Annotated in this window: 24 protein-coding genes and 1 pseudogene; 12 read left to right on the top strand and 13 right to left on the bottom strand. The window is 66.3% G+C overall.

Annotated features, from left to right (window positions below):
* Positions 1-111: pseudogene (locus WP12_RS26085) on the top strand (IS5/IS1182 family transposase); the annotation flags it as partial.
* Positions 112-124: 13 nt separating this feature from the next.
* Here the strand turns inward: WP12_RS26085 and virB11 are convergent.
* Genes virB11 through WP12_RS21325 form a run of 12 tightly spaced genes read right to left on the bottom strand, consistent with a single transcriptional unit; the run spans position 125 to position 9852 of the window.
* A complete protein-coding gene (gene virB11 / locus WP12_RS21380; RefSeq protein ID WP_046195676.1) occupies positions 125-1147 on the bottom strand; it encodes a P-type DNA transfer ATPase VirB11 in 1023 nt (340 codons plus the stop codon).
* A 5-nt stretch (positions 1148-1152) separates the two neighbouring features.
* The gene (virB10, locus tag WP12_RS21375; protein ID WP_152664109.1) at positions 1153-2364 is read right to left on the bottom strand and encodes a type IV secretion system protein VirB10; all 1212 of its coding nucleotides are present in this window, start codon (positions 2362-2364) and stop codon (positions 1153-1155) included.
* Positions 2361-3191: a P-type conjugative transfer protein VirB9 gene (gene virB9, locus WP12_RS21370; RefSeq protein WP_046195674.1), complete on the bottom strand. Its 831-nt coding sequence runs from the start codon at positions 3189-3191 to the stop codon at positions 2361-2363. Before virB9 ends, virB10 begins: the two co-directional genes overlap by 4 nt.
* Positions 3188-3874, bottom strand: a complete 687-nt coding sequence (locus WP12_RS21365; RefSeq protein ID WP_200894571.1) for a virB8 family protein — start codon at positions 3872-3874, stop codon at positions 3188-3190. Before WP12_RS21365 ends, virB9 begins: the two co-directional genes overlap by 4 nt.
* Before the next feature lie 7 nt (positions 3875-3881).
* Complete coding sequence (locus tag WP12_RS21360) at positions 3882-4148, bottom strand: hypothetical protein (RefSeq protein WP_152664108.1); 267 nt, start codon at positions 4146-4148, stop codon at positions 3882-3884.
* 6 nt (positions 4149-4154) lie between these two features.
* Positions 4155-5153: a type IV secretion system protein gene (locus WP12_RS21355; protein ID WP_046195671.1), complete on the bottom strand. Its 999-nt coding sequence runs from the start codon at positions 5151-5153 to the stop codon at positions 4155-4157.
* Between the two features lie 27 nt (positions 5154-5180).
* The gene (locus tag WP12_RS21350; protein ID WP_046195670.1) at positions 5181-5414 is read right to left on the bottom strand and encodes an EexN family lipoprotein; all 234 of its coding nucleotides are present in this window, start codon (positions 5412-5414) and stop codon (positions 5181-5183) included.
* The gene (locus WP12_RS21345) at positions 5411-6127 is read right to left on the bottom strand and encodes a type IV secretion system protein (protein WP_046195669.1); all 717 of its coding nucleotides are present in this window, start codon (positions 6125-6127) and stop codon (positions 5411-5413) included. The genes WP12_RS21350 and WP12_RS21345 overlap by 4 nt, the downstream gene beginning before the upstream one ends.
* Positions 6124-8556, bottom strand: a complete 2433-nt coding sequence (locus WP12_RS21340; protein WP_046195668.1) for a VirB4 family type IV secretion/conjugal transfer ATPase — start codon at positions 8554-8556, stop codon at positions 6124-6126. The genes WP12_RS21345 and WP12_RS21340 overlap by 4 nt, the downstream gene beginning before the upstream one ends.
* Before the next feature lies 1 nt (position 8557).
* Positions 8558-8899, bottom strand: a complete 342-nt coding sequence (locus WP12_RS21335; protein ID WP_268794745.1) for a type IV secretion system protein VirB3 — start codon at positions 8897-8899, stop codon at positions 8558-8560.
* Between the two features lie 3 nt (positions 8900-8902).
* The gene (locus WP12_RS21330; protein ID WP_443027895.1) at positions 8903-9169 is read right to left on the bottom strand and encodes a TrbC/VirB2 family protein; all 267 of its coding nucleotides are present in this window, start codon (positions 9167-9169) and stop codon (positions 8903-8905) included.
* A 50-nt stretch (positions 9170-9219) separates the two neighbouring features.
* Positions 9220-9852, bottom strand: a complete 633-nt coding sequence (locus WP12_RS21325; protein WP_052730549.1) for a lytic transglycosylase domain-containing protein — start codon at positions 9850-9852, stop codon at positions 9220-9222.
* A gap of 784 nt (positions 9853-10636) precedes the next feature.
* Between WP12_RS21325 and repC the strand changes: the two genes are divergently transcribed.
* The 3 genes from repC (at position 10637) to WP12_RS21310 (ending at position 13798) form a co-directional block, all read left to right on the top strand.
* Positions 10637-11989: a plasmid replication protein RepC gene (repC, locus tag WP12_RS21320; protein WP_046195665.1), complete on the top strand. Its 1353-nt coding sequence runs from the start codon at positions 10637-10639 to the stop codon at positions 11987-11989.
* Between the two features lie 230 nt (positions 11990-12219).
* The gene (locus WP12_RS21315; RefSeq protein WP_046195678.1) at positions 12220-13122 is read left to right on the top strand and encodes a replication initiator protein A; all 903 of its coding nucleotides are present in this window, start codon (positions 12220-12222) and stop codon (positions 13120-13122) included.
* Positions 13123-13201: 79 nt separating this feature from the next.
* Entirely contained in the window at positions 13202-13798 is a 597-nt protein-coding gene (locus WP12_RS21310; protein ID WP_152664107.1) for a recombinase family protein, read from the top strand.
* Here the strand turns inward: WP12_RS21310 and WP12_RS21305 are convergent.
* Complete coding sequence (locus tag WP12_RS21305; RefSeq protein ID WP_046195663.1) at positions 13768-14019, bottom strand: helix-turn-helix domain-containing protein; 252 nt, start codon at positions 14017-14019, stop codon at positions 13768-13770. The genes WP12_RS21310 and WP12_RS21305 overlap by 31 nt on opposite strands.
* Positions 14020-14320: 301 nt before the next feature.
* On the opposite strand from WP12_RS21305, the gene WP12_RS21300 reads away from it, so the two are divergent.
* The 8 genes from WP12_RS21300 to WP12_RS21265 all read left to right on the top strand — a co-directional run bounded on the left by WP12_RS21300 (position 14321) and on the right by WP12_RS21265 (position 25669).
* Positions 14321-15208, top strand: coding sequence for a DUF7146 domain-containing protein (locus WP12_RS21300; protein ID WP_046195662.1), 888 nt, complete (start codon positions 14321-14323; stop codon positions 15206-15208).
* Between the two features lie 150 nt (positions 15209-15358).
* Positions 15359-19570 carry a strawberry notch-like NTP hydrolase domain-containing protein gene (locus WP12_RS21295; RefSeq protein ID WP_046195661.1) on the top strand — a complete coding sequence of 1404 codons (4212 nt, stop codon included), beginning with the start codon at positions 15359-15361 and terminating at the stop codon, positions 19568-19570.
* Between the two features lie 119 nt (positions 19571-19689).
* A complete protein-coding gene (locus tag WP12_RS21290; RefSeq protein WP_046195660.1) occupies positions 19690-21747 on the top strand; it encodes a ParB/RepB/Spo0J family partition protein in 2058 nt (685 codons plus the stop codon).
* 231 nt (positions 21748-21978) lie between these two features.
* Positions 21979-22926 (top strand): ArdC family protein, encoded by a 948-nt coding sequence (locus tag WP12_RS21285; RefSeq protein ID WP_046195659.1) that lies wholly within the window; start codon positions 21979-21981, stop codon positions 22924-22926.
* A 295-nt stretch (positions 22927-23221) separates the two neighbouring features.
* Positions 23222-23458: a hypothetical protein gene (locus WP12_RS23665; protein WP_052730547.1), complete on the top strand. Its 237-nt coding sequence runs from the start codon at positions 23222-23224 to the stop codon at positions 23456-23458.
* A gap of 226 nt (positions 23459-23684) precedes the next feature.
* Positions 23685-24623, top strand: coding sequence for a DUF2493 domain-containing protein (locus WP12_RS21275; protein WP_046195658.1), 939 nt, complete (start codon positions 23685-23687; stop codon positions 24621-24623).
* Positions 24624-24730: 107 nt separating this feature from the next.
* The gene (locus WP12_RS23660) at positions 24731-25372 is read left to right on the top strand and encodes a hypothetical protein (protein ID WP_052730546.1); all 642 of its coding nucleotides are present in this window, start codon (positions 24731-24733) and stop codon (positions 25370-25372) included.
* Positions 25373-25399: 27 nt separating this feature from the next.
* Positions 25400-25669 (top strand): hypothetical protein, encoded by a 270-nt coding sequence (locus WP12_RS21265; RefSeq protein WP_046195657.1) that lies wholly within the window; start codon positions 25400-25402, stop codon positions 25667-25669.
* Positions 25670-25769: the final 100 nt, after the last annotated feature.

Genomic DNA, 25769 nt, shown 5'->3' with positions numbered 1-25769 from the left:
TTCTTCTGCAAACTCAAAGAGTTCAAGCGCATCGCCATGCGCGCCTGCAAAACCGATCTAAGCTTCTCCGCAATGATCTACCTCGCCGCAGCCGTCATCAACTCGCGATGAATCCCCACAACCCCTAGTGCGGGCGGACCCGGTCAGGATCAAAATAGACCTCCGTCATGCGGTAGCGCGCCGGCATCGTCCCGCCTGGTTCAAACCGGCGCATCTGGACGACGATATCGACAAGTGAATGGAGCAGGCCACGGATATCGTCGCGGGCGAGGTCACGGCCACCATCGGATTCCTTGACGAGCAAGGTGAGCTGCTCGAAGGCGCCGCTCGCCGAGTTGGCGTGCACCGTCGTGATCGATCCGGGATGGCCGGAATTGACGTTGCGCAGGTAGAAGAAGGCGGTGCCGTCGCGCAGCTCCTGGAGCAGGATGCGATCGGGACGCATCCGCAGCGCGCTTTCGAGCAGGTCCTTCGCGCAGACCCTGGCGAGACCCTGCCCGTCCCTGGCATAGATCATGTGCACGACGTTGCGATGCGGCACGACCAGTTCGCGGCTGTCCTCGATCGTGAGGATGCGTTCGTGTGGCGGAATGAGCTGGACGAGACTTTTGGCGAGCGAGGTCTTGCCCGAGCCGGTTGCGCCGCTGATCAGGATGTTCTTGCGTGCCCGCACGGCCAGCCGAAAGAAGGCGGGCCAGGCGCCGGCGTCGCGTAAGGCGACGAGCTCGTGATCGACCGACGAGAGCGCCTGTGATGCAAGCTCGGTTGCCTCGAACAATCCGTCGGCCGCATAATCGTCGATCGACTTGTCGGTGACCGAGGGCTTGCGGATCGTGAAGGAAACCGTTCCGCTCGGCACGACCGGCGGAATGATCAGTTGAACCCGTTCGCCGCCGGGCAGCACCGTCGAGCAGATCGGGCTTTCGTCGGTGATATCCTGCCGGGTGAGGGCGGCGGCGGTGCGCGCCAAGGTCATCAGCCAGTCGGGATCGAGCTCGGGACTGTCGATCCATCGCCAGCCGCTCGGGGTTTCGAGCCCGACCTCGAACGGCCGGTTGACGACGAGCTCGGTGATATCGTCAGCCGCGAGCAACGCCTGCACCGGGCTCAGATAATGGTTGAGGACCGAGATGTCGGCGCTGCGCATGGGTGCTATCGCCGCAGCCGCAGGCCGTAGACATCGGCGAAATTGAAGTCCTGCGCGACGAAGATGCCGACTTCCTCGCCTTGGTTCTTGCGCAGGACCGGCTTGATATTGACGCTGTTCTGCAGCGCCACCGCCGCAGCATCGCTCGGGACCTGGGTGGTGTTCGAGCCGCGGTTGGCGAGCGCCTGACCCGCGATCTGCATGCGGTCGTCGACCAACGACAGCAACAGCGCGCCGCCGAAGCGCGCCCAGAAGAAGGTGTCGACCCCGCCCGCGACGCCGGCGCGGCCCAGCGCGTCGGAGCCTGGCGAGCCGAGGTCGATCGCGACACCCTGCGGGGTGACCGCCCGGGTCCACAGCACGAACAGACGATTCTGGCCCTGCGACAGGCCGCCGCGATATTCGCCAAGCACCTTGGTGCCCTTCTCCATCAGCACGACATTGCCGTTATTCGAGAAGATGTCCTGTGGAATGATGCAGGTGGTGTAACCGGGCTGAGCCGAACTCAGCGCCGTCTGGAGGACGCACGGGATGAGCGTGCCGGCCGTGATCAGATAATCGCGGTTGCCGATCATCCCCGCACGCGATTGCTTGACCGCGGATTGCCGACGCAGCCGGTCGAGTTCGCTCGGCTCTTCCCCGCCCGAACGCCCGGAACCCGGCGTGGATAGTGGATATCCAGGCGCTATCTCCAAATTGGAGGCACCGGCTCTGCCGCCGCTCTGCCCGCCGCCATAGGCAATCAACGGCGCGCGACGGCTGGCATCAGCCATGACCTGCGCGGGGCTGCGCTGGCTAGCTCGCGCGGCCTGCGCTGCACCCGGATCATCGGGTGACAGCGCGGGTACGGCCGGTCCATCGGTGGGCGGACCTTGGCCGAGCATCGGCGCATGGGGGTCCTGCCCCGCTGCGGCAAGGCGTGGCGCGGTGGACGCGACATCCTCATAGCTGACGACAGCCTTGGCAGGGGTCGAATCGGCGCGCTTTTCGGCCGCACTCTTGTCCGTCTCGCGCCGGCCCTGCCCGGTCTGAGTGATGAAGAAGATGCCGATGACGGCGGCAACGGCGGCGAACGCGCCGCCGCGCATGATGTTGGAACGCGTCGAACTGCCGATCGACCCGATCGCGCCGCGGTCGATGTCGGCGGCCCCAGGCAAGGCATCGCGCGAGGCGGGCGAGGATGGTTCACCGGACTGCCAGGCTCCGCCTGCCATCATTGCTGCTCCTGTTTCATCGTCCGGTCGACGTCGGGCGAGGCGGTGTTGGTGCCAGGATCGACGCCGTAGGTGCCTGGCCCTTCATTGTAGATGCACAGCACCAGTCGCCCGCGGCGCAGGCGGAACTGCTTGGCGATCTGGTGGACGACGACGAAATCGTCCCGGACATCGAAGGGCACGAGGCTTTCGCTGCCATCGGGCAGCACGACGAACACCGCCGGCAGCTCGCGCCGGTTGGGAAAGCGCATCACGGTGAACTGGCCGTTGTCGGAAACTTCGGACGGCTGCAGATCGCTGGATCCTTGGACTGTATAAGCCATGTTGCGCTGGCCGGTGATCACGCCGTGATCGAGCGCGAGCTTGATCGCGCCGGCTTCGAGCGCGGCGGGGCGGCGCGCGACCGATTGTGCCTCCTCGAGCGGATAGCGGAAGCGCACCTGGAAGAAGGTGTCCGGCGTCTTGGCGGTGATCCCACCGGCTCGCGCGACAAGTTCGAACTGATAGTTGCGGGATTCGCCGCCGCGCTTGGTCGTCACGATGAGGGTGGTTGGACCCGCCCGTTCGCGGGGCTTGATGAAGAGGATGTTCCCGGCCGGTGCGACCTCCCAGGAGACGGTGTCGCCGAGCGCGACATGCGCGATCTCTTCATCGGGCGCGAACAGCACCTGGATCGCGCTGCGGAAGGCGCCGACAAGCCGGTAGACCTGGGCGGGATCATAATTGACCCATTTGACCCGCGGATCGGCGGCGCCGGGGTGGGGCGTTTCGGCCGCCTGTGCGGCCGGTGCGGCGATCAGGACCGCGACCGCAAGCGCGAACCGCTTCATGGGATCACCTCCGGATCAGAGCGATAGCTCGAGACCTGGAAGCCGAGCGGATTGCGGTAGCGGTCTCCTTCGGCCATCGGCGCGCTCGAATAAGCGAAGCTGAGCGTGGCGATCCAGTTACTGTCGACGGCATCGCCGATGTCGGGATGGACGACGCGGGTGAAGCGGACCTGGGCCACCTTCGGATTGACGAAGGCGATGCTGCGGACGGTCACTTCAGCGGTCGCGCGCGGACCCCAGAGCGTCTGTGGGCTGGTGGGGTTGCGCGCGTCGAATGCGCGCTGCCAACGCGCCTGCTCGGCGGCATCCGACAGGATCGCGACGCTGCTGAAATTCTCCCTTGCGGCCGGTGGCAGCCAGCCCTCGCGCGCCCGGACATATTGCGCGAGGAAATATTTGGAAATCGCTTCATCATAGCTGACAGGCTTGTCGCCGGTTAAAGCTGTGGTGACTTCGGTCGCGCCGGTGCTGCGATCGACGGTGATCACGAAGGGCTCGACCGTCTTCAAGGGGGTCAGGGCGACCAGCGCGATGACGGCGGCGATCGCGAGCAGGCCGGCGATACTCGCCAGGATCCAGGCGTTGCGCCGCGAGCGATAGGCGTCGCGCACCCGATCCTGGTCCCAGCTTCGGGCTTCGGCGAAATAGCGATAGAGATCGCTGGTCTTTATGCCCTCGGCCATGGCGTCCTCAGCAGCTTGGATAGGTTCGACGGAGCGGTGCCGCCGCTATGCGCTCGTCGGTTTCGCGTGCGGCCATCGGCTTGCCGGCGGTTGCGGGCGCGGTGACGGCCGGCTTCGGCGCGGCCGGCAGGATGCTGCCATAGGGATTGGCGTCTCGCCGGTGACCGCCGTCGCAGCGCGGGAGTTTCGCGAGCTTCTGCCCGGTGCAGGACGAGGTCATGCCCGTCGCCAGGACCATGGCGATCAGATGACGGACTAGATCTCGCTGTCTCATTGGCGTTCATCCCGAGATGCTGTTCGGATTGGTGGTCGTGCCCGTCACGCGGTCGCGGAAATTGCGCGCGGCCCGGTCCATATTGCGCGCCGCGCGGCCCATGGCGCGGGTGGTGCGCGCGCCTGCGCGCGTCGATGCCCCGGCCCCCCGCGTCTGCAGAAGCGTCTGTCGCGCGAAATCGGCGACACCCGCCGCAGCGCCGCCCGCAATGCCGGCAGCGATCGATGGCGCCTGGAAGAAGAAGACACTGCCCAGCACAACATAGATGTCGAAGATGATCGAGCCGAACACCGGATCCTGCGCCGCGCTGGCAGACGCTTCAGCGACATTTCCAAGGCTTATGACGATGCCTGTCATCGTCGCGATGACACCGATCAAGAGGACGAAATTGAGGGCTTGATTGAGGAAGCCGAAGAACAGTCCGCGCGTGCTATTAAACAAAGCAAGCGCAATGAAAATGGGACCCAGCGCGATAATGATGGCGAGGGCGATCTTCGCGAAGATCGTGATCGCGAACCCGATCAGCGCCGAGAGGCCTGTAAGTAACCAGACCAACATCGCCGCGGCCCATACGACCAGCCGGTAGGGGTTAACCGGTGCAAAGGTCTCCGCATATTCGTTGAGCTTCACGACGATTGCGTCGCTACGCTGAAAATAGCGGTCGAAGGTATCGCCTGCCGTTCCTGTGGAATCGCCGGCTATTGCTTGGGTAATCGCGTTGGGCGCATCGACGCCCAAAGGCTGTGCAATCCACTCGTTGTACCCAACGGAGCTCACTGCGGCCCACACAAGAGCGAGTTTCAGGATTCGATAGAACCACTCGCGCCAGGGTTCGTCGACGAGACCGCGTAGTACCGCATAACCGACCAGCGCCAAATAGATGGCGAGTGCTACTGCCAAAGGGCCCCGGACAGCGGCAATCACGTTCGGCAGCGTCGTGCTTAGGAAGCTCGCGATCGTCGCGTCCAAGCTACCATAAGCCGTGCTGAAGAAGGTCATTTCCATCAGAGCCTCACGATATCCAGCAGCGCCTCAGTGTGACTTGCTCAGGATTTCGAGCCGATTGGCGTTCTCCGCAGCCATGCAGTTCAAAGGATTTTCTACGTTCTGATCGGCTGCACAGCTTTTCATCATCGCGGCGCGTGCGTCGGGATGAAACCGAAAATATGCGGTATTGTGCGCCGGTTCAGGGTCTCGCCCGCAACTCGCAAGCAAGCTGCCATATATGAACGCCATCAGGTTTCTCGTCGCCAGTATGGCTTTCATTTCCCGGCTCCAATCGAAGCTCGAAGATCGCGCAGATGACGGGCGCCATCGGCCTGCATATCGAGACGATCCTGCGCCGCCTTTCGCATCGCGAACGCCTGCAATTGCATTTGGTCATTCTGGATATGCGCGGCTTCGACGGCGATCCGCGCCTGGAGGTCGGCGACATCCTTGGCGTCACTGGCTTCGTCGAGCGACAGTCTGAGATCCTCCAGGCCGGCTGTGCGCTGCGTGGTCACGCCGAAGGCGGTCTCGGCGATCGCGGCGGTCGAGGCTTCGCGCTGGCCCGACGCTTCGAGCGCGGCCTGATAGGCGCGGTCCGCATCGATCCCACCTTGCAGGTCGGTGCCGAGCTGGGCCGTCCCCAGGATGCGCTTCGCCCGGTCACCGAGCGCCCCAGCACCGGTATTGCCCGATATCAGCTGCTCGATATCACGGGCCTCCGGCGGGAGCAGATTACGCACGGTGCCGACGCTCAGGATTGCGCCGCGGCTGTTGACGTTGGTCAGCTTGTTCATGCTGCCATAGAGGCGCTGGGCCTCGTCGAGCTGCTGCTTCCCCTGGTCGATCATCCGCAGCGTGTTGCGCACGGTCGCGAGCGTCTGGGCATAGGTCGAGGTGTCGAAGACCGGCAGGCCCTGCGCACCCGCGATGCTGGCGGTGCCGATGGCGGTGGCCGCGAGCGCGGTTCCGATGGCTCTCAGATGCTTCATGACCGTCCTCCTCTGAAGGCCTTTCCGGGGCGTCGCTCGTGGAACAGGGGCAGCCAGTCGGCCGGATCGGGGCCGCGCTCGCGCCGCGCCGCTTCCATGACGGGCAAGGTCTCGCTGCGCCCCGACAGCACCGCGAGCTCGTCCTCGAGCCCGTCGAGGTCGAGTTCGACCACGATCGCGTCGTGGCCCTGCTTGACGAGGAAGCGCCGGCTTTCAGGCTGCAGTTCTTCGCGGATCAGCCTGAACTCCGCGCTGCTCAGTCCAAGACCGCCGATATAATCCTCCGCGCGACCGCGCGGATTGGGCAGCAGGATCTGGGTGGCGACCTGTTCGACGATGCTGTGCGCGATGTCGGATCGCAGCGCATCGGCCGGGCTCTGCGTCCCGAAGATCAGGATCGCGTTGCGTTTGCGGAAGGTCTTCAACCCGTCCTGCGCGAAGGCGCGAAACGCCTCGTCGCCGAGCGCCTTCCAGAACTCGTCGACATCGATCACGGTGCGGGCCCCTGCCCCGCCTTCTTCCTCACCGGCGAGGAAGCCGTCGATGCGGTGAAAGAGATAGAGCATCGACGGTGACCGTATCTCGGGATTGTCGAGGAAGTCGGTCATGTCGAAGCCGAGGAAGCGCGCATCGAAGCGCAGCGTGTCCGCGTCATTGTCGAACACCCAGCCGAGCGACCCGCCGGCGCACCATTTTTCGAGCCGTGCGCCGATGCCGGCGGCATCGCGCTGGCCGAGCAGTTCGCGCAGCGCGCGGAGGCTCCGCGCCTCGAGCGGCAGGCGCAGGATCGCGGCGATGCCCTCCGCGATCATCCGCTCATCCGCCGCCGGCAACGGCATATGGTCGGGATTGACGAGCAGCTGGACGAGCTGGCGCAGAAACTGCCGATTGCCGGGCGTGTCGGTGAGACCCTTCAAGGGTGCGAAGCCGGTTGGCAGGCCATTACCGAGCGCCAGATAGTCGCCGCCGCTCGCGCGCACGAAGATTTCCGCGCCGCGATCCTTGTCGATGAAGATCTGGCGCGCGCCGCTCTTCTCGAGCTGGGCCATCAGGAAGTTCTGGATGACGGTCTTGCCGGCGCCCGAGGGCCCGACAATCAGGGTGTGGCCGAGGTCTCCATTGTGGAAGTTGAAATAATAGGGCGACCCCGCGCTGGTCTTGAGCAGGGCCACCGCCTCACCCCAATGGTTGCCGGTCGGGCGGCCAGTTGGATAGCTGTGGAACGGCGCGAGCGCCGCGAAATTGCGCGACGTGATCGCCGCCGGTCGGGCGCGCCATGCGAAATTGCCGGGGAGCTGCGACCAATAGGCCGCCTCCAGCGCCGGGCCTTCGCGCGCCGCGACCATAGCGGCATCGGCCAGCGCCGCGCGGGCGAGCGACATATGCTCGTTCAGGCGCCGAACGCTGTCGCCATAGAGCGCGAGCGAGAAATGATGGTCGCCGAGCACGAAGCGGTTGCTCGCCAGGTCGTCGGCCGCGTCCGACAGCGCATCGGCCTGGCTCTCGGCGACATCCTCGGTCGAATACATCTGGTTCTGTCTGCGCCGGAAACGCTCGGCGGCGGCCGCCTTGCCCAGGAAGGTAAAGGACTGGCTGACGATCAGCGGAAACTGCAGGCTGAGCAGGCTGCCCAGCTGACCGGGGCGGGTCGTCGCCGGATATTCGCGAATACCGAACAGGCCGCCATAGGCCGAGGCGTCGGCCGAGCGGATCTCGACCACTTCGGCGCCGAAAATGGCACGCGAGGAATACAGGCCGGAGCCGAGATGCCCGGCGACCAGCGGCACGCGGAGCCGTCGGCCGGTCATCACCTGTTCGAGCATCTCCAGCGGTTCGGAAAAGCTCAACCCGTGATGCTCGTAAAGCCCGAGCCGCCGCGGGCGGCACGGGCTCGCCAGTTTCTCGAAATCGCGGGCTTTCTCCTCAAGCCGCTGGATCGCGTCAGCATCGGTTTCGACATCGTCGGCGCGGGCGCGCGACAGGCGGCGCAGCAGGTCGGCGACCTTGTCGGCGCCGCCGGCGGCCGGGCGCATCACCAGAGTGACATAGAGCTCGTTGATGAACAGCTGCTTCGCCTTCACCCGGGCGCGGTAGGCCGCGTCGAGCTCGCGGGCGAAAGCCGAACGGAAATGGCCCTGCGGATAATGGTCATCGACCCGCCGGATATGGTGCGTCCAGATCGCCAGACGCTCGTCGGCGAGATTGCGCCACGTTCCGTTGAGCTTTTCGTGCCACTGGTTGAGGTCGTCGGCGTCGCGCGTTTCGAACGCGATGCCATCGAGCTGGAAGGTGATCATCAGGCTGCGATTGTCGAGCGCGATGATGTGTCGGTCGACATGGCGGGCATAGGGCAGAAATCGCCCGGGGTCCTGCTCGCGCCACGCCACGCGGTGGGCGGCGGCGGCCGTGAGGCGTGATCGCAGGCTCAACTCAGCCACGGGCGAAGCCCTTGCGGGTTGCGACGAGCGGCAGCGGCGAATAGCTGCTACCGCCCCAGAAGGTCCGGTTCCGGCAGCGCGCCTTGGTGTCGATCCACAGCATCATCAGGCGGAAGCTGTTGGGATCGTGCCGCACCACCAGCCGGGCGGCCGCGAAGGCCGCCCCGCCGAAGCCGAGCGCATAGAGGGGGTTGCCGGTCACCAGCAACATAAGGACCGCGACGAAGGCGATCGGAAGCGCCGCCTCGAGCGGCACGCCGAGCCACATCGAGGGCCTGGTCACCGCGAGGAACAGGCTGTCCTCGACAAGCCGCTGGGAGGGTTGCGGCGCCACGCTTCAGGCGCCGCCCGTGATCTGGTCGACGATCCAGCCGGCGCTGAACACGATGAAGATGCCGATCACCACGGTCACGAACAGCTGCATCGAGGCGCGCCCGGTGAAGAACATGAAGCCGACGATGATGACCGCGATCGTCGCGACAGTCTTGGCGAAGCTTCCCTGCAACCAGTCGAGGATATTCTGCGCCATCGAGGTGATGCCGTCGGTCCCTTGCGCGAAGGCGGCATCGGGCGCGATCACCGCCAGCGCGGCGATCAGGACCATCGCGAGAACCCAGGTGGACAGGATCGGCAGCATAGGTCGGGAGGCGTGGGTCATTCCGGATCTCCGAAGACGATGACGGGGGAGCGGCGGCCGCGGGCAAAGACGTCCCAGCCCTCGGTCGCAGGCTGGGCTTCGATCGGACGGTCAGGCGCGGGCGAATCCGGTACTGCGGACATCGACGCCATGGGCGATGGCCGCGTGGCCGCACCCCCGCGCAGCGCCGGGACGACGATATTGGCCGCGCGATAGACCCGGCCGACATAGCCGTTCGCGAAGCCGCGCCGGTCATTGCCGGTGTTGTAACGCGAGATGGCGCGGCCGAGCGGATCCTCGGGGCCGCTGCGAGAGGTTGCGGCATAGTTGGTCTGGAGCACCCGCGCGGCGGCGGCAAAGTTGCGGCAGACGTCGAAGGCGTCCTCGACCGACAGGCCAAGCCATTGCAGGTTGCGGCTGTTGATCTGCGCGATCCCCAGATCGATGCTGTAGCCTTGCGCGATCAGCGCCTTGGCGATGCGGGCGGCATCGGCCTCGTTCGCCGGGCGCGCCGCCCTCGGGCCATGATTGACTCCGATGGCGAGCGTGTCGAGTTCGCTTTCGGCATGCGCCACCGACAGGAGCGTCTCGGGCGCGACGGCGGGCGCACATTGATAGGCGAGCGCCGCCGCAGCCGAGATCGAGAGCATCACCGTGCACTCTCCGGCGCATCTGCCGAACGCATCATCCCGAGCCTGGCGGAGCGGTGGTTGCACGAGCGCCGAGGCGCGCGCTTTGTGCCGCTTTCTGCGATGACGCTGCCCGATTGACCGCTCACTGCCTGCTCCACTCGATGTCAAACTAACCCTTAAACGATATAAATGGACAAAGGCAAGCCTTAATCGGACGCGGATCCGTCGCCGTCGTTCGGCAGACCTCGACTGAAGCGGGGGCACTTACGGACGGCTGGCGCGGTACTGCTCGATCGGGGAGCGCCAAGTGATTCTGCGCAAAGGAAAACCGTCAGCGGGGCGCCGTGCGGCGCGTAGCCTCCACGACGACGCGATGCCCGAAAGCACGTGCGGTGGTGCCACAAAACCCGCTGCGTATCCCTGCCACCGCGCGACGTTATGCGCGAAAGCACGAACATTTCCGAGACCTGGTGCCTGAAAGCACGAGGATCGGCGGTAGGCCGGGCGATCCGGACGGTTAACGATTGTGACGTCCGATAGCGTGCGATTCTCTGCCTGGCGGTGATCGAGGCTTCAAGACCGCGGCGACCCGATCGGGCCGCTTGTGTGATCAATCGCAGGGAGATGCCGTGCTGACATGAAAAACCCGGCACGAGGCCGGGCTTTTCGGGGTGCCCGCTAGGGGCGACGTAGCAATCAAATCCTAGCCGCTTCCCTAACATCAAACAAGCACTCACGTGTGGCTTGCCGCGCGCAGAGGGCGTTTGTGCGCACGGGCTCCCGAAAGGGGAGTTACCGAACGATGGCCTATGCCTGTTCACCAGGGGCCGGTTTCCGCCGGTTCGACACATTTGCGGCAGAAGCCGACGCGGTCGCGGAGGCGTTTCGCGGGCTGCCCGAAGGCCATGGCCCGGCACAAGCGCTAGCGGCTTTCAAGCGCGCCGCCCCCTATATGCAGGTGCCGCCGGGTATCGTGCAGATGATCGACACGATGTTTGCCTGGACCCGCCCCGATGACTGGCGGGCGGGATCGACGCCGATCGTATGGCCGCGCAATGACAAGCTCGCGCGCAAGCTGGGCCTCGGCGTGCGGCAGGTGCAGAATCTGCTCGATCGCGCGATCCGGCTCCGCCTCATCAGCCATCGCGACAGTCCGAATGGGCATCGCGGCGGCGTGCGGGGCGCCGACGGCGCGATCAAATGGGCCTATGGGATCGTGCTGGCGCCGCTGGGTACCCGGATCGAGGAGTTCACCGCGATCGCCAAGCGCGGTGCGGAGGAGGATGCCCAGATCGAGGCGCTGAAGAAGCGGCTCGGTGCGGCGCGCCGGCGGATATCGAGCCTGGCGCAGACCGTGCTGGACAGCGCGCTTCACGGGACCTCGGCCGACGAGGAGTTGGAATTGGCGCTGAGCGCGACCCGGCAGATGCGCAATGTCCGCGACATCGAACTGCTCATGGGCTGTGTGGAGCAGATCGAGCAGCGGGGGCGGGATCTTGAAGCCGCAATCGCCGTAGCATTGGCAGCCGCAGACACTGCTGGAAAGACAATGGAATCAGAGAATAGTGCATGCACGGATGCTGCTGATTTCATCCACTCTACAACTACAACTAAACTCCAATCTGCAAAAGCAGATACAAGTAGTGGCTATCCGGCAAGAAGTAGGAAAATCGGGTGCGCCCAGACCTTAGGGCAAGCGAGCGACGTCGAGGAGGATCTCGAGAAACATGGCGTTGATCCCGGGTTCATCGAAGCGGTCTCGCCCGAACTCTGCTTCACGCTCGAACATGGCCGTGGTGAATGGGGCGACGTCATCCATCTGGCGGAGCGTCTCGCCGACCAGAACGGGATCCACCGTCACGCCTGGCACGAGGCCTGCCGCCTGATGGGCGAGCGTGGCGCCGCGGCGTCGGTCATTGCAACGGTCCACAAATATCGGCTCGGCGAAGTCCGCCAGCCCGGCGCCTATTTGAGGGGCATGAGCGACCGGGCGTCCCGCGGCGAACTGCATCTGGGCCGGACGTTTCACGGCCTCAAGGATAACTGGCAGGGCGCGGCCATGCAGGCGATGCCCGGTGGCGCCGGTCCGCGAGCGGTGAGCGAAATCGCGAAGCGGGCGCTGTCGGGCCTCGTGCTTTCGGGCAGAGCGTCGTGACGAGTCTGCGACTTGCCGTCCGAAAGAGTCGATTGGGCGACGAGATGCCCGAAAGCACGAGTTCGAAACATGGCTATGCGTGACTCATAGGCTAAGGTTCCGCTCAGGCCTGTTCGGCGGGCAAAGACTCGTGCTTTCGGGCATCTCGTCGAGCTAATTGGCTGCGTGTGGAAGCAATGCGAGTTAAAAGAATGGACGGTAAGGAGAATCAGTGCGCCGAAGGGGCTGAAATGACCAACAAGCAGGCCGTCATTCTCAAGCAGGGCAATCTATTCGAAGTCGACAGTCCGCTGCACGGCAAGGTACGGGGCGAGCGGAGCGTGATGGACTTCCCCTTCTTCGCCTTGTCCAAGGTCGCCGTTCTCAAGCCGCTCGATTATAAATTGGGGAATGTCAGCATCCAGATCCGGCCGAGTGCAACCGGCATTGCGACGATGTATGACAAGGAGATCATTCTCTACATCGCATCACTCATGGCGCAGGAGATCGGTCGCGGCGGCGAGGTCGATCAGGAGTTCACCTTCACCGCGCATGATTTCTTCCGGATCACCGGCGTCGCCCGTCCCGGCAAGCGCGACTATCAACGCTTCACCGACGCGCTTGAGCGTCTGCAGGGCACCCAGATCAAGACCAACATCCAGACCGGCTCACAGATCGATCGCGGCTGGTTCTCCTGGCTGTCGGAAGCAGCGGCCAATTATACCCGCCTGCCCAATGGCGAGGAGCAGCTGCGTAATGTGAAGGTCCGGCTCTGTGCCTGGCTGCACCGCGCGATCCAGCGCGACGGGCATATCTATTCCTATCATCATGATTATTTCCGGCTTGGGACGATCGAACGTCGGCTCTACGAGATCGCCCATTGTCACTGCGATGGCGAGGAGGTCGAGATGCCGCTCGACCTGCTGTCGGCCAAGGTCGGTTCGACCGCGTCGCTCGCCAAGTTCAAGCAGCATCTCAAGGATGTGGAGGCCGATGACCGGCTCCCCGAATATCGCGTGACCTTGAAGGACGTCATCCCGGCCGAGGGGCGGACCGACAGCCGCGGGCGGCGGATCAGCAAACCTGACACGGTCGTGCTGCTGGCGCCGCGCCAGAAGAAGCCGGCGACGGCCGTCCTCGAAGCCACCGCCTGACCATGATCGCGCCTGGCTGCGCCGTCTCGCCCGACTGCTGGGCTAATGTTGAACCGATGTGGAGGTCGACGCTGGCCGCATGAGTCAGAGCCTGATCGGTTATGTGCGGCCGGGCGCCGCGGGCCCTGATCCCGACGACCAGTCCACGACGCTGACGCGTCTTGGCTGCGACCCGATCTTCATCGAGAAGGCGGGTGCGACGCCGTCGGCAAGCCGGCAACGCGGCCGCGCGTTGCGCAGCCTCACCGCCAACACCACCCTGATCGTCACCCATCTCGATCGGTTGGGACAGAGCCTGGTCGACATCGCCGCAGTGCTCCAGCGCCTGTTCGAGGCAGGCGCGGCGCTCCATATCGTCGATGGCGATATCCACACGCGGCGCGATCCGGCGGCGCGCCGTGCGCTGGTGGCGCTGGTCGATAGTCAGCGCCGGCTGGTAAGCGAACGGGCGCGCACCGGTCTTGCCCAGCGCCGTGCCGCCGGCAAGCGGGTCGGGCCCCCTGCCCGGCTCCAACCCGAAGATTGGCCCGAGCTCAAGGCGATGATCGCCGCCAAGACGAGCGCAGCGGTCATGGCGGCCCATTTCAAGGTGACCCGTCAGACCTTGTGGAATTTCCGCCAGCGCATGGAGGCGGCCGAGGCCGATCAGTCGGAGGCGTCGTCGGCGAACAGCTGATGGACGGGCACGCCAATGCCCGCGGCCAGACGGATCACGGTTACGAGCGAGGGGTTGGTGGTCATCCCTTCGATCGCTGAAATCTTGCCCTGCGCAATCCCGGTCGCGGTCGCAAGCTCGGCCTGGCTCAATCCGGCGGCGACCCGCGCGGCCTTCAGCCGGCGGGCGAAGCCCTCCCACTCATCATCGACATTACCGACATCAACCGGCGCCTTGGACATGGATTTCCCCCTGAACCCGCTCGGGCGGGCCGCCTATTCTGACTGAATGCATCAGCAAAGTCGAGATGCCCAATCCCGGATGCTACCTTAACTCTCTGTTTACAAACCGGAAATCGTCTTAGCCCCACTCCGTTCGCGAAGGCAGATGATCGGCGATTTGTCAAACAAACCTATATCGATAATTATTGACATGCGCCAGCGATTCGCCCTCCACCGCGTCGAATGCTTTGCTGGAGGAGAGGCTGCGTCCGGTGCCGATACGCGGAGCGACTTCATGGCCCGCGCCTGAAGGAGAAGTCCGATGCCTCAAAATGCTGCCGATGCGGCGGTCCGCGCGCAGGCGATCGTCGAAGCGCTGGGCGGTCGCTGGACAGGACAATCGGGGAGCTGCCTGTGTCCCGCACATGCCGACAGGACGCCATCGCTTTCCGTCCGGCTCGGCGAGCGTGCGATCCTGTTTCACTGTTTCGCCGGCTGCAAAACCGAGGATGTCATGGCCGAGCTGCGCCGCCGCCGTCTTCACGATCATGAATCGCTCATGGTCCCGGCGGTGCGCCCGTCGCGCGACCTGTCGGCGATGGCGCGGCGGCTGTGGCGCGAAAGCCTTCCCCTCGCCGACAGTCCGGCCGAAGCCTATCTCGCGGCGCGCGGCGTTTCGGACGTGTCCGGCAAGCTGCGCTATCATCCCAAGGTGATCTATGGGTCCGGCGCGCGGCGACGGGTGTTGCCGGCGATGATCGCGGCGGTCGAAACCGACCTTGGCTTGATCGCGGTCCAGCGGACCTTTCTCGATCTCGACAATCTGCTGCGCAAGCCGCTGGCCAAGCCGAAGGCGGCGCTCGGCCTGTTGGCGACCGGCGCGATCCGGCTGGCAGAACCGACCATCGAGCTCGGGCTTGCCGAGGGCATCGAGGACGCTCTGTCGGCGATGTCGTGGTTCGGAACGCCGACTTGGGCGCTTGGCGGCGTCGAGCGGCTTGGGCTGGTCGCGATCCCACCGAGCGTGCGGCGGATAATGGTCTATGGCGATCATGGCGCGCCGGCCGAGCGATGCTATGCGCAGGCGCAGGATCATCTCGCCGAAGAGGGCCGCGAGGTGGTGCGACGTCTAGCTCCGCACCGCGAAGACTGGAATGACGCATGGCGGCGCCGACAGCGCGCAGAGGCCCAAACGGCGGGTTCGCGATAAACTGGCGACTGGTCGGTGATCAGAAAGACACCGAGGTCGATGGCCACTCGCTTGTCATAACGCGCCACGATGCAGCGGTCTTGAAGAGGAGAGAGAGCTTCTGGCGAGGCTGGCCGGACATGGGTCCGGTCGGACAGCAGGAGACCCGTCATGACCGCCACCGCGCTTGCGCTCGACTTCACCCCTCCCTCGATCAAGGCGGCATTTGCCCTTGCCGCCCGCCTCATGCGCGGCGAGCCGATCGACCGCGCCGCGATAATCGCAGCGATGACGAAGGCCCATGGCTGCGGTTCGGCCGATGGCCACTGGTCGCTGCGCGCCGCCTTCGACGCGCTCGAGCTCGCCCAGGTGCTGGCGCTTCACCAGAGCCCGCCATCGGGCAGTCCGGCCGAGATCCTGGCCGAGCTCGTCGCGCGCGGCGCCACGCTGCCGACACACAGTGTACGCTCTCAGGCGCAGATCGCGCTTCAGCAATTCTCCACGCCCGCGCCGATCGCCTATCTGGCGGCGCGGTTACTCGGGGCCAAGGCCGGCGAGACGGTGCTCGAGCCGTCGGCCGGCACCGGCCTGCTTGCGATCTTCGCCGCGCTGGCGGGCGCTGCGCTGATCCTCAAAGAGCGCGACCCGGGCCGCGCCGAATTGCTCGAAGCGGCCTTTCCAGCGTGCGTGGTCACCCTCCATGATGCCGAAATCCTCGGCGACCATCTTGGCGGGCAGCGCTTCGATGCGGTGCTGATCAACCCGCCCTTCTCGCGTAGCGAGGGGCGTGGAATCGACCGCCGAGCGGGTCTGCGCCATCTGCGGGCCGCGCTGACCTTACTGGCACCGCATGGCCGCTGCGTCGCGATCCTGCCCGACCGGTTCGACCGAACCGCATCCGACTGGTCGATCGCGACGGCCGGATATGCGGTCACCGCTGCCTATGATCTGCCAATAGGCAGTTTCGCCAAGCATGGCACCACCCAGGCGGTATCGCTGGTGCGGCTTGAGCCTGCCGGTGCTGCCGAAGGTCCGCGCCTTGCCTGCGATACACTGGCCGCCGCGCTGTCGCGGATCGAGGCGCGCGCAACCCCAGCGCCCGCGCCGATGGCCGCGGTCCGTGCCCTGCCCCCGCGGGGGTCGGCCAGCGTCGGGCTGTTCCGGACGGGGACCGCGGCACCGGTATTGCCACGGCCGATCCCGCGCGCACGGCCTGACGCCGAGCCACGCGAAATTCACTATTCGATCCATGACGCCCCACCGGCCGCGGGTCCTTCGAGCGGCCTTTATCTTCCCTATCGTCCGAGCCGGATCGCGTTTCCCGACGCGGCCTGCCACCCCACCCCACTCGTCGAATCGATCGCGATGGGGTCGATCGCGGCGCCGGTGCCGCGCTATCGTCCCTGCCTGCCCGCGACGGTGCTAGACGGTGCGCGCCTCTCCGACGCGCAGCTCGAGACGCTGGTCTATGCCGGCGATGCGTTCGAGCGCGATCTGCCGGGGCGGTTCCGGGCGGTGGAGGCGGGGGTGAGCCTCGCTCCGGACCCGGATGGCGATGTCTATCGGACCGGGTTTTTCCTCGGTGACGGCACCGGCGCCGGCAAGGGCCGCCAGGTTGCCGGCATACTGCTCGACCGCTGGCTGCGCGGCAGCCGCCGGCATCTGTGGATTTCGAAGACCGAGACGCTTCTCCAGGACGCGCGGCGCGACTGGGTAGCGGTTGGCGGTCTCGCGCTCGACATCCAGCATCTCAACCAGTGGAAGCTGGGGGAGCCGATCGGTGCGGCCGACGGGATCATCTTCCTGACCTATGCGACGCTCCGCTCGAACCGGGGCGACAAGGGGTCGCGCCTCACCCAGCTGCTCCACTGGCTGCGTGCCGATTTCGACGGGATGATTATCTTCGACGAGGCGCATGAAATGGCCGGGGTGGCCGGCGGCGAGGGCCGGTTCGGCGTGACCAAGGGCTCCGAGCAGGGACTGGCGGGGGTGCGGCTGCAGAATCTGCTGCCGCGTGCGCGAATCCTCTATGTCTCGGCGACCGGCGCGTCTGACGTCAACAATCTCGCTTATGCGACCCGGCTCGACCTATGGGGACCGAGCACCGCCTTTCCCGACCGGCGCGCCTTTGTCGAAAGCCTGCGCCGGGGCGGCATCGCGGCGATGGAGCTGATCGCGCGCGATCTCAAGGCGCAGGGTCTCTACACGGCGCGTGCGCTCAGTTTCGCCGGGGTCGAATATGACATCCTCGAGCATGAACTGACCGAGGGCCAGGTCGCGGTCTACGATGCCTATGCCGATGCCTGGGGTATCATCCACCGCAACCTGCGCGCCGCGCTCGACGCGACCCGCATCACCGACAGTTTCTCCAAGCAGACCTATAATGGCGGGGCCAAGGCGGCGGCGATCTCGATCTTCGAATCGAGCAAGCAGCGCTTCTTCGGCCAGTTGCTGATCGCGCTGAAACTGCCGTCGCTGCTGGCGGCGATCCGCGCCGACCTCGCGCGCGGCGACAGCGTGGTGGTTCAGCTCGTCTCCACCTCCGAGGCGATGCTCGACCGGACCTTGGCCGGGCTCGACGCGCAGGCCCGCGCGCATCTCGATATCGAGCTGTCGCCGCGTGAATTTCTGATCGACTATCTCAAGGCTGCCTTCCCCGTCCGCCAGATGCGGACCTTTGTCGACGATAGCGGCACGGTCCGCTCCGAACCGATGATCGACGAGGCGGGCCATCCGGTGCTTAGCCAGGAGGCGATCGGGCTGCGCGACACGTTGCTCGAGCAGCTCTGCGCGCTTCCCTTGGTCGGGTCGGCGCTCGATCATCTGATTGATCATTTCGGGGTCGATGCGGTCGCCGAGGTGACCGGCCGCTCGCGCCGCGTGATCGCCGATGGCCGCGGCGGGCAGCGGATCGAAGCCCGATCGCCGCGCACCAATCTCGCCGAGACCGACGCCTTCATGCGCGGCGCCAAGCGGATCCTGATCTTCTCCGATGCCGGCGGGACCGGACGCAGCTATCATGCGAGCCTCGATGCCGAGAACCAGGCACGGCGGGTGCATTATCTGCTCGAACCGGGCTGGCGCGCCGATGCCGCGATCCAGGGGCTCGGCCGCACCCATCGTACGCACCAGCGGGCGGCACCGCTGTTTCGCCCGGTCTCGACCGATTGCCGCGGCGAGCGCCGGTTCATTTCGACGATCGCGCGCCGCCTCGACAGTCTGGGCGCGCTGACGCGCGGTCAGCGGCAGACCGGCGGCCAGGGGTTGTTCGACCCGCGCGACAATCTCGAATCCGATTTCGCGAAGGAGTCGCTGGTCACCTGGTTCCGCCTGTTGTTCGAGGGCAAGCTCGCCTCGGTCAGCTATCAGGATTTCCAGCGGCTGACCGGGCTCGAGCTCGAGGGCGAAGGCGGCGGTCTCACCGAGGACCTCCCCCCGATCCAGCGGTGGCTCAACCGTATCCTCGCGCTTCGCATCGCCCTGCAGAATGCGATCTTCGATGAATATCTGGGCTTGATCGAGGCGCGGGTCGATGCGGCGCGCGAGGCAGGCACCCTCGACATCGGGGTCGAGACGATCGCCGCTGAGCGGATTACGATCCTCGAGCGCACGCTCATCCGGCGCGATCCGGTGTCGGGTGCCGAGACCGAGGTCCTGCGGCTCGAGACCGAGCAGCGCTATCGGCCGATCGGGCGGGATCGGATCGAGGGCCTGTGCGACGATGGCGTCAGCCGGCGGATGATCAACCGCCGCGCCAACAAGGCTGCGATCTGCAGCCCCGCGCACAGCCATACCGACGACGACGGCCGGATGATCCGGCGCTTTGAGCTGATCCGTCCGACCCGCACCGACCGGCTGCGCGAGGATCTGTTCGCTGAGACCCTTTGGGAAGAGGCGACGCCGTCCGAATTCGCCGCCTTGTGGGATGCCGAGGTCGAGGAGATGCGCACCCGGACGCGGACCGAGACGATCTACCTCGTGGTCGGGCTGCTGCTGCCGGTCTGGGGCAAGCTGCCCGACGAGCATGTCCAGGTCTGGCGGCTGACCACCGATGACGGCCAGTCGCTGCTCGGACGGCTCGTGCCGGCCGCCGCCATCCCGCGGATCGCGGCGGCGTTCGGCATCGCCAATAATCTTGCGATCGCGCCCGGCGACGCCGTCGCGCATGTGCTGGCGACCGGCGAAGTGCAGGCGATTGGCGGATATCGTCTCAAGCGCAGCCTGGTTGGCGGCGAGCAGCGGCTCGAACTGCTCGACTGGCTGCCGGCGCGCCTCGACGCGCTCAAGGCGCTTGGCTGTTTCACCGAGATCATCGCCTACAAGACGCGGGCTTTCGTGCCGGTGGCGCGGGCAGCAGAGATCGTCGCGCGCCTGACAGCCTGATCGGCCATGTCCTCCCCAACCCGCCCGGAGAGGGGAGGACGCCTTCGGCTTGGTGAGCCTGATGAGCAGGCTTGCGGGTGCGCAAAGCCAAGCGCCCGTCTCTTCGATGGAGACCTACAATGATCGAGTCTGTCAAAGTGAAGAACCTGTCGCTCTCCAAGGACAATGTCCGCAAGCGAGACCGCGACGCCGATGTCGAAAGCCTCGCGGCGAGCATCGCCGCGCATGGCCTGCTGCAGAATCTCGTGGTCGTGCCGCTCAAGAAGCCCGGACATTTCAGCATCAAGGCGGGCCGCCGCCGGCGCCTGGCGCTGCAGCTGCTGATCGATCGCGGCACTTATGACGCCCATCATGAGGTCCAGGTGCTGGTGCTCAATGACGACCCGCTGTCGGTGGAGGCGAGTCTCGCGGAGAATTTCCACCGCGTGCCGATGAACCCCGCCGACGAGTGCACCGCGTTCAAGCATTTCATCGACAAGGGTGCCGAGGCTGAGGACGTCGCCAAGCGCTTCGGGGTGACGACGCGGTTCGTCGAGCAGCGGGTCCGGCTCGCCGAACTGGCGCCGTGCGTGTTCGACGCGCTCGCGGCCGGTGAGATCACGCTCGGTTCGGCGCAGGCCTATGCGGTCACCGCCGACGTCGAGCGTCAGGCGCGGGTATTCGCGTCGATGCGCCAGTCCTATTATGGCAACAACCCGGACAATATCCGCCGCGCGATCCTCAACGGCACGGTCAAGGGCAACGACCTGAAGGCGGTGTTCATCGGGCGCGACGCCTATGTCGCTGCCGGGGGCCGCGTCGAGCGCGATCTGTTCGGCAGCGAGGCCGAGGAGACCTGGGTCGATGTCGAGCTGCTTGAGGCTCTCGCCAGCGCCAAGCTCGAAGCCGCGGCGGCGGACATCGCGCGGGCGCAGGGCCTCGCCTTCGTCACCCCGGTGCTCGCGACCCATGTCCCCTATGATCTCGAACGGCAGGTGCATGCCTATCATCCGCCCACGCGCGCGCTGACCGACGAGGAGAGCGTGCGTATCCAGGCGCTCGGCGCCGAAAGCGAGACGCTGATCGATCAGCTCAACGAGGATGAGGAGAGTGAGACCGGTCCGACCAACGCCGAGGCGGCCGAAGAACGGCTCGCCGCGATCGAGCGCGAGCTCGACGAGATCGAGGCGGCGCGCGAGACGATCGATCCCGAGATCCGCACCCAGCTCGGCAGTTTCCTCTATATCGGCGCCGATGGTCAGCCCAAGCTCCACGCCAGGCTGTTCAGCGAGAAGCCGATCCGGGCCCCACAGGAGAAGCCCGCGGTCCCGGGCGAGACGGGATCGGACGAAGGCCCGGCCGAGAGCGGGGTCAAGCTCAGCGCCACGCTCGTCGACGAGCTCGCCACCCAGCGGCGCCAGATCCTCGCGGCGCATGTCGGCAGCGACACCGGCGTCGCGCTCGACCTGGCGATCTTCCTGATCGCCAACCGCATCGTCTATGGCTCCTTCTATGTCCGCGACCATGCAACCCTGAAGGCGCCGGCGGCGGGCTTCCCGATCACCGGCTTCCGCGATGAGGGCAGTGCCGCGACCACCGCGATCGCCGAGCAGCGCGACGGCCTGGATGCGAGCTGGGCGGGGTTGCCGACGCTCGGCGCGCGGTTCGACGCGTTCCGGACGCTCGATGATGCCGCCCGCGCCGCGTGGCTGGCCTTTGCGGTCGCGCAGGGTCTCGAGCCGACGCTCAATCTGCCCGAGGGCGGGCGCAGCAACGGCTTTCACGACCATCTCGGCCGGTTGCTCTGCGTCGATGTCGTAGCCTGGTGGCGTCCGACCGCCGAGAACTTCTTCGGTCGGGTCAAGAAGGACGTGATGCTCGACGCGTTGCAGGAGATTGGCGGGTCGGCGCTGCGCAACCGCTACAAGGACGCCAAGAAGGCCGAGCTCGCCAGCTATTGCGGCGCGCTATGTGCGGGCCAGGGCCTCGTCGAGGCCGAGGTGCGCGACAAGGCGCTCAGCTGGTTGCCCGAGGCGATGCGCTTCGATCTGGTCGAAGCGGAGGAGGCCACTCGACCACATCCGGACTTCCTCGCCGATGAGGACGAGGAGGATGGCGTCGAGCGGGATGACGCGCCCGGTGATGATGGCGTGACGCCGCCCGAAGACGACATGGCCGCGATCGACCAAGCGGCCTGACACCGCACAATATCTATCCCGGGGCGGCTGACGGGCCGTCCCGGGCGCCTCTCGCGCGGAGCCCTTGGCTTCGTCCGAACGAAGGCGGTGCGCCGGATTTGCCATAGCTCGCGAGGGACGGTGCAGGCGGGGGCGTCTGCCCCGTCCGCTTTCCGTCGCGCGGGGACATTCGCCCCGCGCCACCCGGTCTCACCCACACCGCCTTCGTCTTTTTCCGAGAAAGGACCGATCATGACATCTGTTGCTGGGACGGCATCGCCGGCCGACACGATCACCGCGGGGATCATCGCACGGCTCGAACAGGGCGTGCGCCCGTGGATTCGCCCCTGGCGGGCAGGCGTTTCGGGCGGGCGGCCGCTGCGCGCGAACGGCGAAGCCTATCGGGGCATGAACACCTTCTGGCTGTGGATGGCCGCTGAACAGGCCGGCTTCGCTTCACGGACCTGGATGACCTACCAGCAGGCGCAGTTGCTGGGCGGGCAGGTTCGCATCGGTGAAAGGTCGCAATTCGCGATCTTCTACAAGGCCTATACCAAGCGCGCGGCAGGCGCCGGCCAGGCTGCGGGCGATGCCGATGAACTCCGCCGGGTGATGCGCAGATATGCGGTCTTCAATGCTGATCAGATCGATGGCCTGCCGGCGCACTACTATCCCACGCGGATCGAGCTTGTCCCGCCGACCGACCAGCTGCCTGCCCGCGCCGAGGCCTTTGTCGAACGCTTGCCCGCGCGCGCGCGGCACGGTCGCGACCAGGCCTATTATGATCGCGGCGCCGATCTGATCGCGATGCCGTTGGTCGGGTTGTTCGGCACCCGCGCGCACTGGGCGGCGACGCTCGCGCATGAGGCGGGCCACTGGACCGGCCATCCCGACCGGCTCGATCGGACCTTCGGCAAACGCTTCGGCGATGCCGCTTATGCGTTCGAGGAGCTGTGCGCCGAAATGTGCGCCTGTCTGCTCGGAGCGGATCTCGGCCTTCCGGTCGATCATCTCGACGATCATGCCGCCTATATCGGCCATTGGCTTGGCATCCTGCGCAAGGACAGCCGGGCGCTGCTGACTGCGGCCGCGCGCGCCGAGGCGGCGTGCGGCTTTGTGTTGCGGGCGACCGGGCTCGATGCCGATGGCGATAGCCGTGACGCTGGCGACATCGCCGTGCCGATCGAGGCCGCGGCCTGATCGCCCGTATGCTAGCCCGGTTTTCGCTCGGGCTCGCTCACTTCCCGACATAAGGAGCTTGTCATGGCCGATCGTGTTCCGTGTCGATCCGCATCTGCGGATTGCTCGATGCCGCCCATCTTCCCGACCTTCTCGCGGCGATCGGTTCCGATGGCGCGACGGCCGATTGGGAGGGCAACCCGTTCGACCTCGCGTCGTTTGATCCGTCGCGCCCGCTCGAGCTGATGGCGACCGAGGTCGCCTGGGTCGGTTCGACTTCATCGAGGATGTCTGTCTGCGCCATGGCCTTGCCTTCGTGCGCTGGGCGGGTGGCGCCGCGGGCGCCTTTGGTCCGGAGCGCGTCGTCTTCGATGGCGAAGCGTCGACCTGCTTCACCGGGTCGGACGACGATGTCGTCTTGATCGGGCTTGAGGATGTGCACCGTCTCGGCAGCTTCGCCGCGATCGAGGCGCATTTCGCGAGGGCCGATTTTGCCGTGCCACCCTTCGCGGTCACCGGCGACGACGGGGTGCAGCCGTTGCGCGCTGACTGACCCCGCCCCCTGTCCGCCAGAGGATGCCGCACATGGGCGGCCGCGCGGCGCCGGCAACCCCAAGCCGGTGGGCCGTGTTGCCGCGTACCGCGGCTGCCCGCGCCACCCCATCCGGCTTGGGGTGCTCCTCGGGCGGGCCCTCGGTGCCTGCCCCGCTCGTGCGGCCGCCCAGAAGGTGCGCATCCGGCGGACAGGCCGCCGGGCCAGCCAAGAAAGGCGCATCATCATGACCACATCGCTCGCAGCGGCGCTCTCAGCGCTCGAACTGGGACATCTTGTCCCCCGCCCCGAAGATATCTCCGGGATCGCTCCGCCGCCCGCCGAGGCGCTCGAACAGACCGTCTCCGCGATCTGGAGCGATTTGTTCGCCACGCTTGGCAACAGCGCGCTCGAACGCGACATCGAGGATCTGGGCTGGGGTGTCGTCAACCTTTTCCACCGCGCCGCCCAGCGCAAACATGGCAGCGTCGATCGCCTCACCGACGAGATCCGGCTGCTGCTGGCCGACCAGGACGGATCCGAGGTCGCGACCGCCGAGCTTGAGGACAAGATCGACCTGGCGCGCAAGATCGAGGAAGCCGCCGGCGCATTCGAGGTCATGCGCGACACCGCCGCGCATCATTATCTGCACGAGACCGGTCGGTCCTGGGTGCCGGCGACGGGCAACCGCATCTCGCTCGGCGTGACCTCGGCGATCGTCGACGGACAGGCCTTTCTGCGCGCGCGCCGCGAGCGGGTGCGCGATGCCAATACCGCGCAGGGCACCCCGGTGGTGTTCGCCGGCGGCCGGCTGCATTTTGCCGGCGAGGATGAGGCCAGGTGCTTCGCCGATCATCTCCTCAAGACCCTCAACGGCGTCCGCGAGCGCGTCGGCGACATGTACCTCGTCCATGGCGGCGACATGAAAGGGATCGAGCGCCTCGCGGCCTCCTGGGCCGAGCAGCATGGCATCCAGCAGGTGCGCTTCGGGCTCGACCGCAAGCTTGGCGATCGGGCCGGCTTCCGCCGCAACGAGCAGATGCTGTCGCTTAGCCCGCGTTATGTCGTCGCCTTCCAGGGCAATGGCGTCACCGAACGGCTCGTCATCGAAGCCAAGAAGCGCGGGATCGCGGTGGTCGACCGCCGCGGCCCGCTCGGCACGCCGCCGGCGGCCGCAGGTCACTGACATCAACCGGTCGGGCGGTACGCCGCCCGACCAAGGCCCGAAGAGGAGAGGGAGCCGCCGGGGCGGGTGGGCGCGATGCGGCGCCCGGCACGCCAAAGGAGGCTATCATGCACTATGATGTCGTCTACCGGTTCAACGAGGCGCTCGACCGGCGCGCGCTGATCACGGTCGAAACCACGCTGCGGGCGCTGAGCGGCGCGGTCAAGGATTGCGAGGCGTCGGGGCGTTCGATCGAATCCGACCCCGCCATCCTGCTGCTCGCCCATCATCTAGGCGATGTCGCGGGCAGCCAGGCGCCCGACCGCGTGATCCTCGAACAGGCCTGCCGTCGTGCCTGGGCGCGGACCGTCGAGCACCCTGCCCTTCTTGCGCTTCGCGGCCAGAAGCTCGGCCATCGTCTCCAGGCCAAGACCAGCTTTCACTTCCAGGCGCGCCGTGCGCTGCTCGCGCTGGCCGATGCGCTCGGGCTCGATCCTGACATGACCCGGATCGGCAGCCGGATGGGCGGCGCCGGCGACTGCGGCGACAGTTTTCTCGATCATCCCGACCTGTTCGTCACCGTGGCACCCTGGTCGCTCGCCGCCGATCGCGAGATCGGTTTCTACCGCCGGCGGGACCGCGCGGATGCCGGTTTCCCGATGCACCACGCCCCCCTCCCCGCGCTGCTCACGCCGTCGGCGCTTGCCGCCGAGATCAGGGCGGCGACGGGGCCCGAACCCTGGCCAGTGGCGCTCGCCATCGCCGCCTGATTCACAACCCTGTCAAGGAGACCTGCCATGGGCTGGTTGTTCATGCGCGACTGCGGACCGTTCGATGGTCCCCGCGCCTATCTCGACGATCAATTGACCTATGTCCGTGACGATCATCGCCTGCGCGTGCTGCGTTCGGCGCTGGTCGGCCTGCGGACCTATTATGCCGCGTGTGAGCGCGTCACCTCCGAGGGCGAACGCTCCGTGTTCGCCGTTGTCTGTTTGGTCCGCTATAATCGCCGCGCTGCCGACGGCATGACCTTCGGCTATAAGGACAGTGCGCCGTTGTGGCGCTGAAAGGAGTATCAGTAATGATGAGGTAAGTTGAGGAAACCTCTGCCCGCCAAGCTAACCTCGGGTCCGAAAGACCTGAAATCCGGAAACGGACGGGGGACAA

The sequence above is a fragment of the Sphingomonas sp. SRS2 genome, from assembly GCF_000971055.1.
Classification (GTDB): domain Bacteria; phylum Pseudomonadota; class Alphaproteobacteria; order Sphingomonadales; family Sphingomonadaceae; genus Rhizorhabdus.
Note: the sequence above shows the minus strand (reverse complement) of the source record. Positions and strands in the feature narration are given on the sequence as shown.

Bases quoted from the DNA above. Each gene is read 5' to 3' on its own strand.
- virB11 (WP_046195676.1), bottom strand. From the start codon at position 1,147: ATGCGCAGCGCCGACATCTCGGTCCTCAACCATTATCTGAGCCCGGTG.
- virB10 (WP_152664109.1), bottom strand. From the start codon at position 2,364: ATGATGGCAGGCGGAGCCTGGCAGTCCGGTGAACCATCCTCGCCCGCC.
- virB9 (WP_046195674.1), bottom strand. From the start codon at position 3,191: ATGAAGCGGTTCGCGCTTGCGGTCGCGGTCCTGATCGCCGCACCGGCC.
- WP12_RS21365 (WP_200894571.1), bottom strand. From the start codon at position 3,874: ATGGCCGAGGGCATAAAGACCAGCGATCTCTATCGCTATTTCGCCGAA.
- WP12_RS21360 (WP_152664108.1), bottom strand. From the start codon at position 4,148: ATGAGACAGCGAGATCTAGTCCGTCATCTGATCGCCATGGTCCTGGCG.
- WP12_RS21355 (WP_046195671.1), bottom strand. From the start codon at position 5,153: ATGGAAATGACCTTCTTCAGCACGGCTTATGGTAGCTTGGACGCGACG.
- WP12_RS21350 (WP_046195670.1), bottom strand. From the start codon at position 5,414: ATGAAAGCCATACTGGCGACGAGAAACCTGATGGCGTTCATATATGGC.
- WP12_RS21345 (WP_046195669.1), bottom strand. From the start codon at position 6,127: ATGAAGCATCTGAGAGCCATCGGAACCGCGCTCGCGGCCACCGCCATC.
- WP12_RS21330 (WP_443027895.1), bottom strand. From the start codon at position 9,169: ATGGTCCTGATCGCCGCGCTGGCGGTGATCGCGCCCGATGCCGCCTTC.
- WP12_RS21325 (WP_052730549.1), bottom strand. From the start codon at position 9,852: ATGCTCTCGATCTCGGCTGCGGCGGCGCTCGCCTATCAATGTGCGCCC.
- repC (WP_046195665.1), top strand. From the start codon at position 10,637: ATGGCCTATGCCTGTTCACCAGGGGCCGGTTTCCGCCGGTTCGACACA.
- WP12_RS21315 (WP_046195678.1), top strand. From the start codon at position 12,220: ATGACCAACAAGCAGGCCGTCATTCTCAAGCAGGGCAATCTATTCGAA.
- WP12_RS21310 (WP_152664107.1), top strand. From the start codon at position 13,202: ATGAGTCAGAGCCTGATCGGTTATGTGCGGCCGGGCGCCGCGGGCCCT.
- WP12_RS21305 (WP_046195663.1), bottom strand. From the start codon at position 14,019: ATGTCCAAGGCGCCGGTTGATGTCGGTAATGTCGATGATGAGTGGGAG.
- WP12_RS21300 (WP_046195662.1), top strand. From the start codon at position 14,321: ATGCCTCAAAATGCTGCCGATGCGGCGGTCCGCGCGCAGGCGATCGTC.
- WP12_RS21295 (WP_046195661.1), top strand. From the start codon at position 15,359: ATGACCGCCACCGCGCTTGCGCTCGACTTCACCCCTCCCTCGATCAAG.
- WP12_RS21290 (WP_046195660.1), top strand. From the start codon at position 19,690: ATGATCGAGTCTGTCAAAGTGAAGAACCTGTCGCTCTCCAAGGACAAT.
- WP12_RS21285 (WP_046195659.1), top strand. From the start codon at position 21,979: ATGACATCTGTTGCTGGGACGGCATCGCCGGCCGACACGATCACCGCG.
- WP12_RS21275 (WP_046195658.1), top strand. From the start codon at position 23,685: ATGACCACATCGCTCGCAGCGGCGCTCTCAGCGCTCGAACTGGGACAT.
- WP12_RS23660 (WP_052730546.1), top strand. From the start codon at position 24,731: ATGCACTATGATGTCGTCTACCGGTTCAACGAGGCGCTCGACCGGCGC.
- WP12_RS21265 (WP_046195657.1), top strand. From the start codon at position 25,400: ATGGGCTGGTTGTTCATGCGCGACTGCGGACCGTTCGATGGTCCCCGC.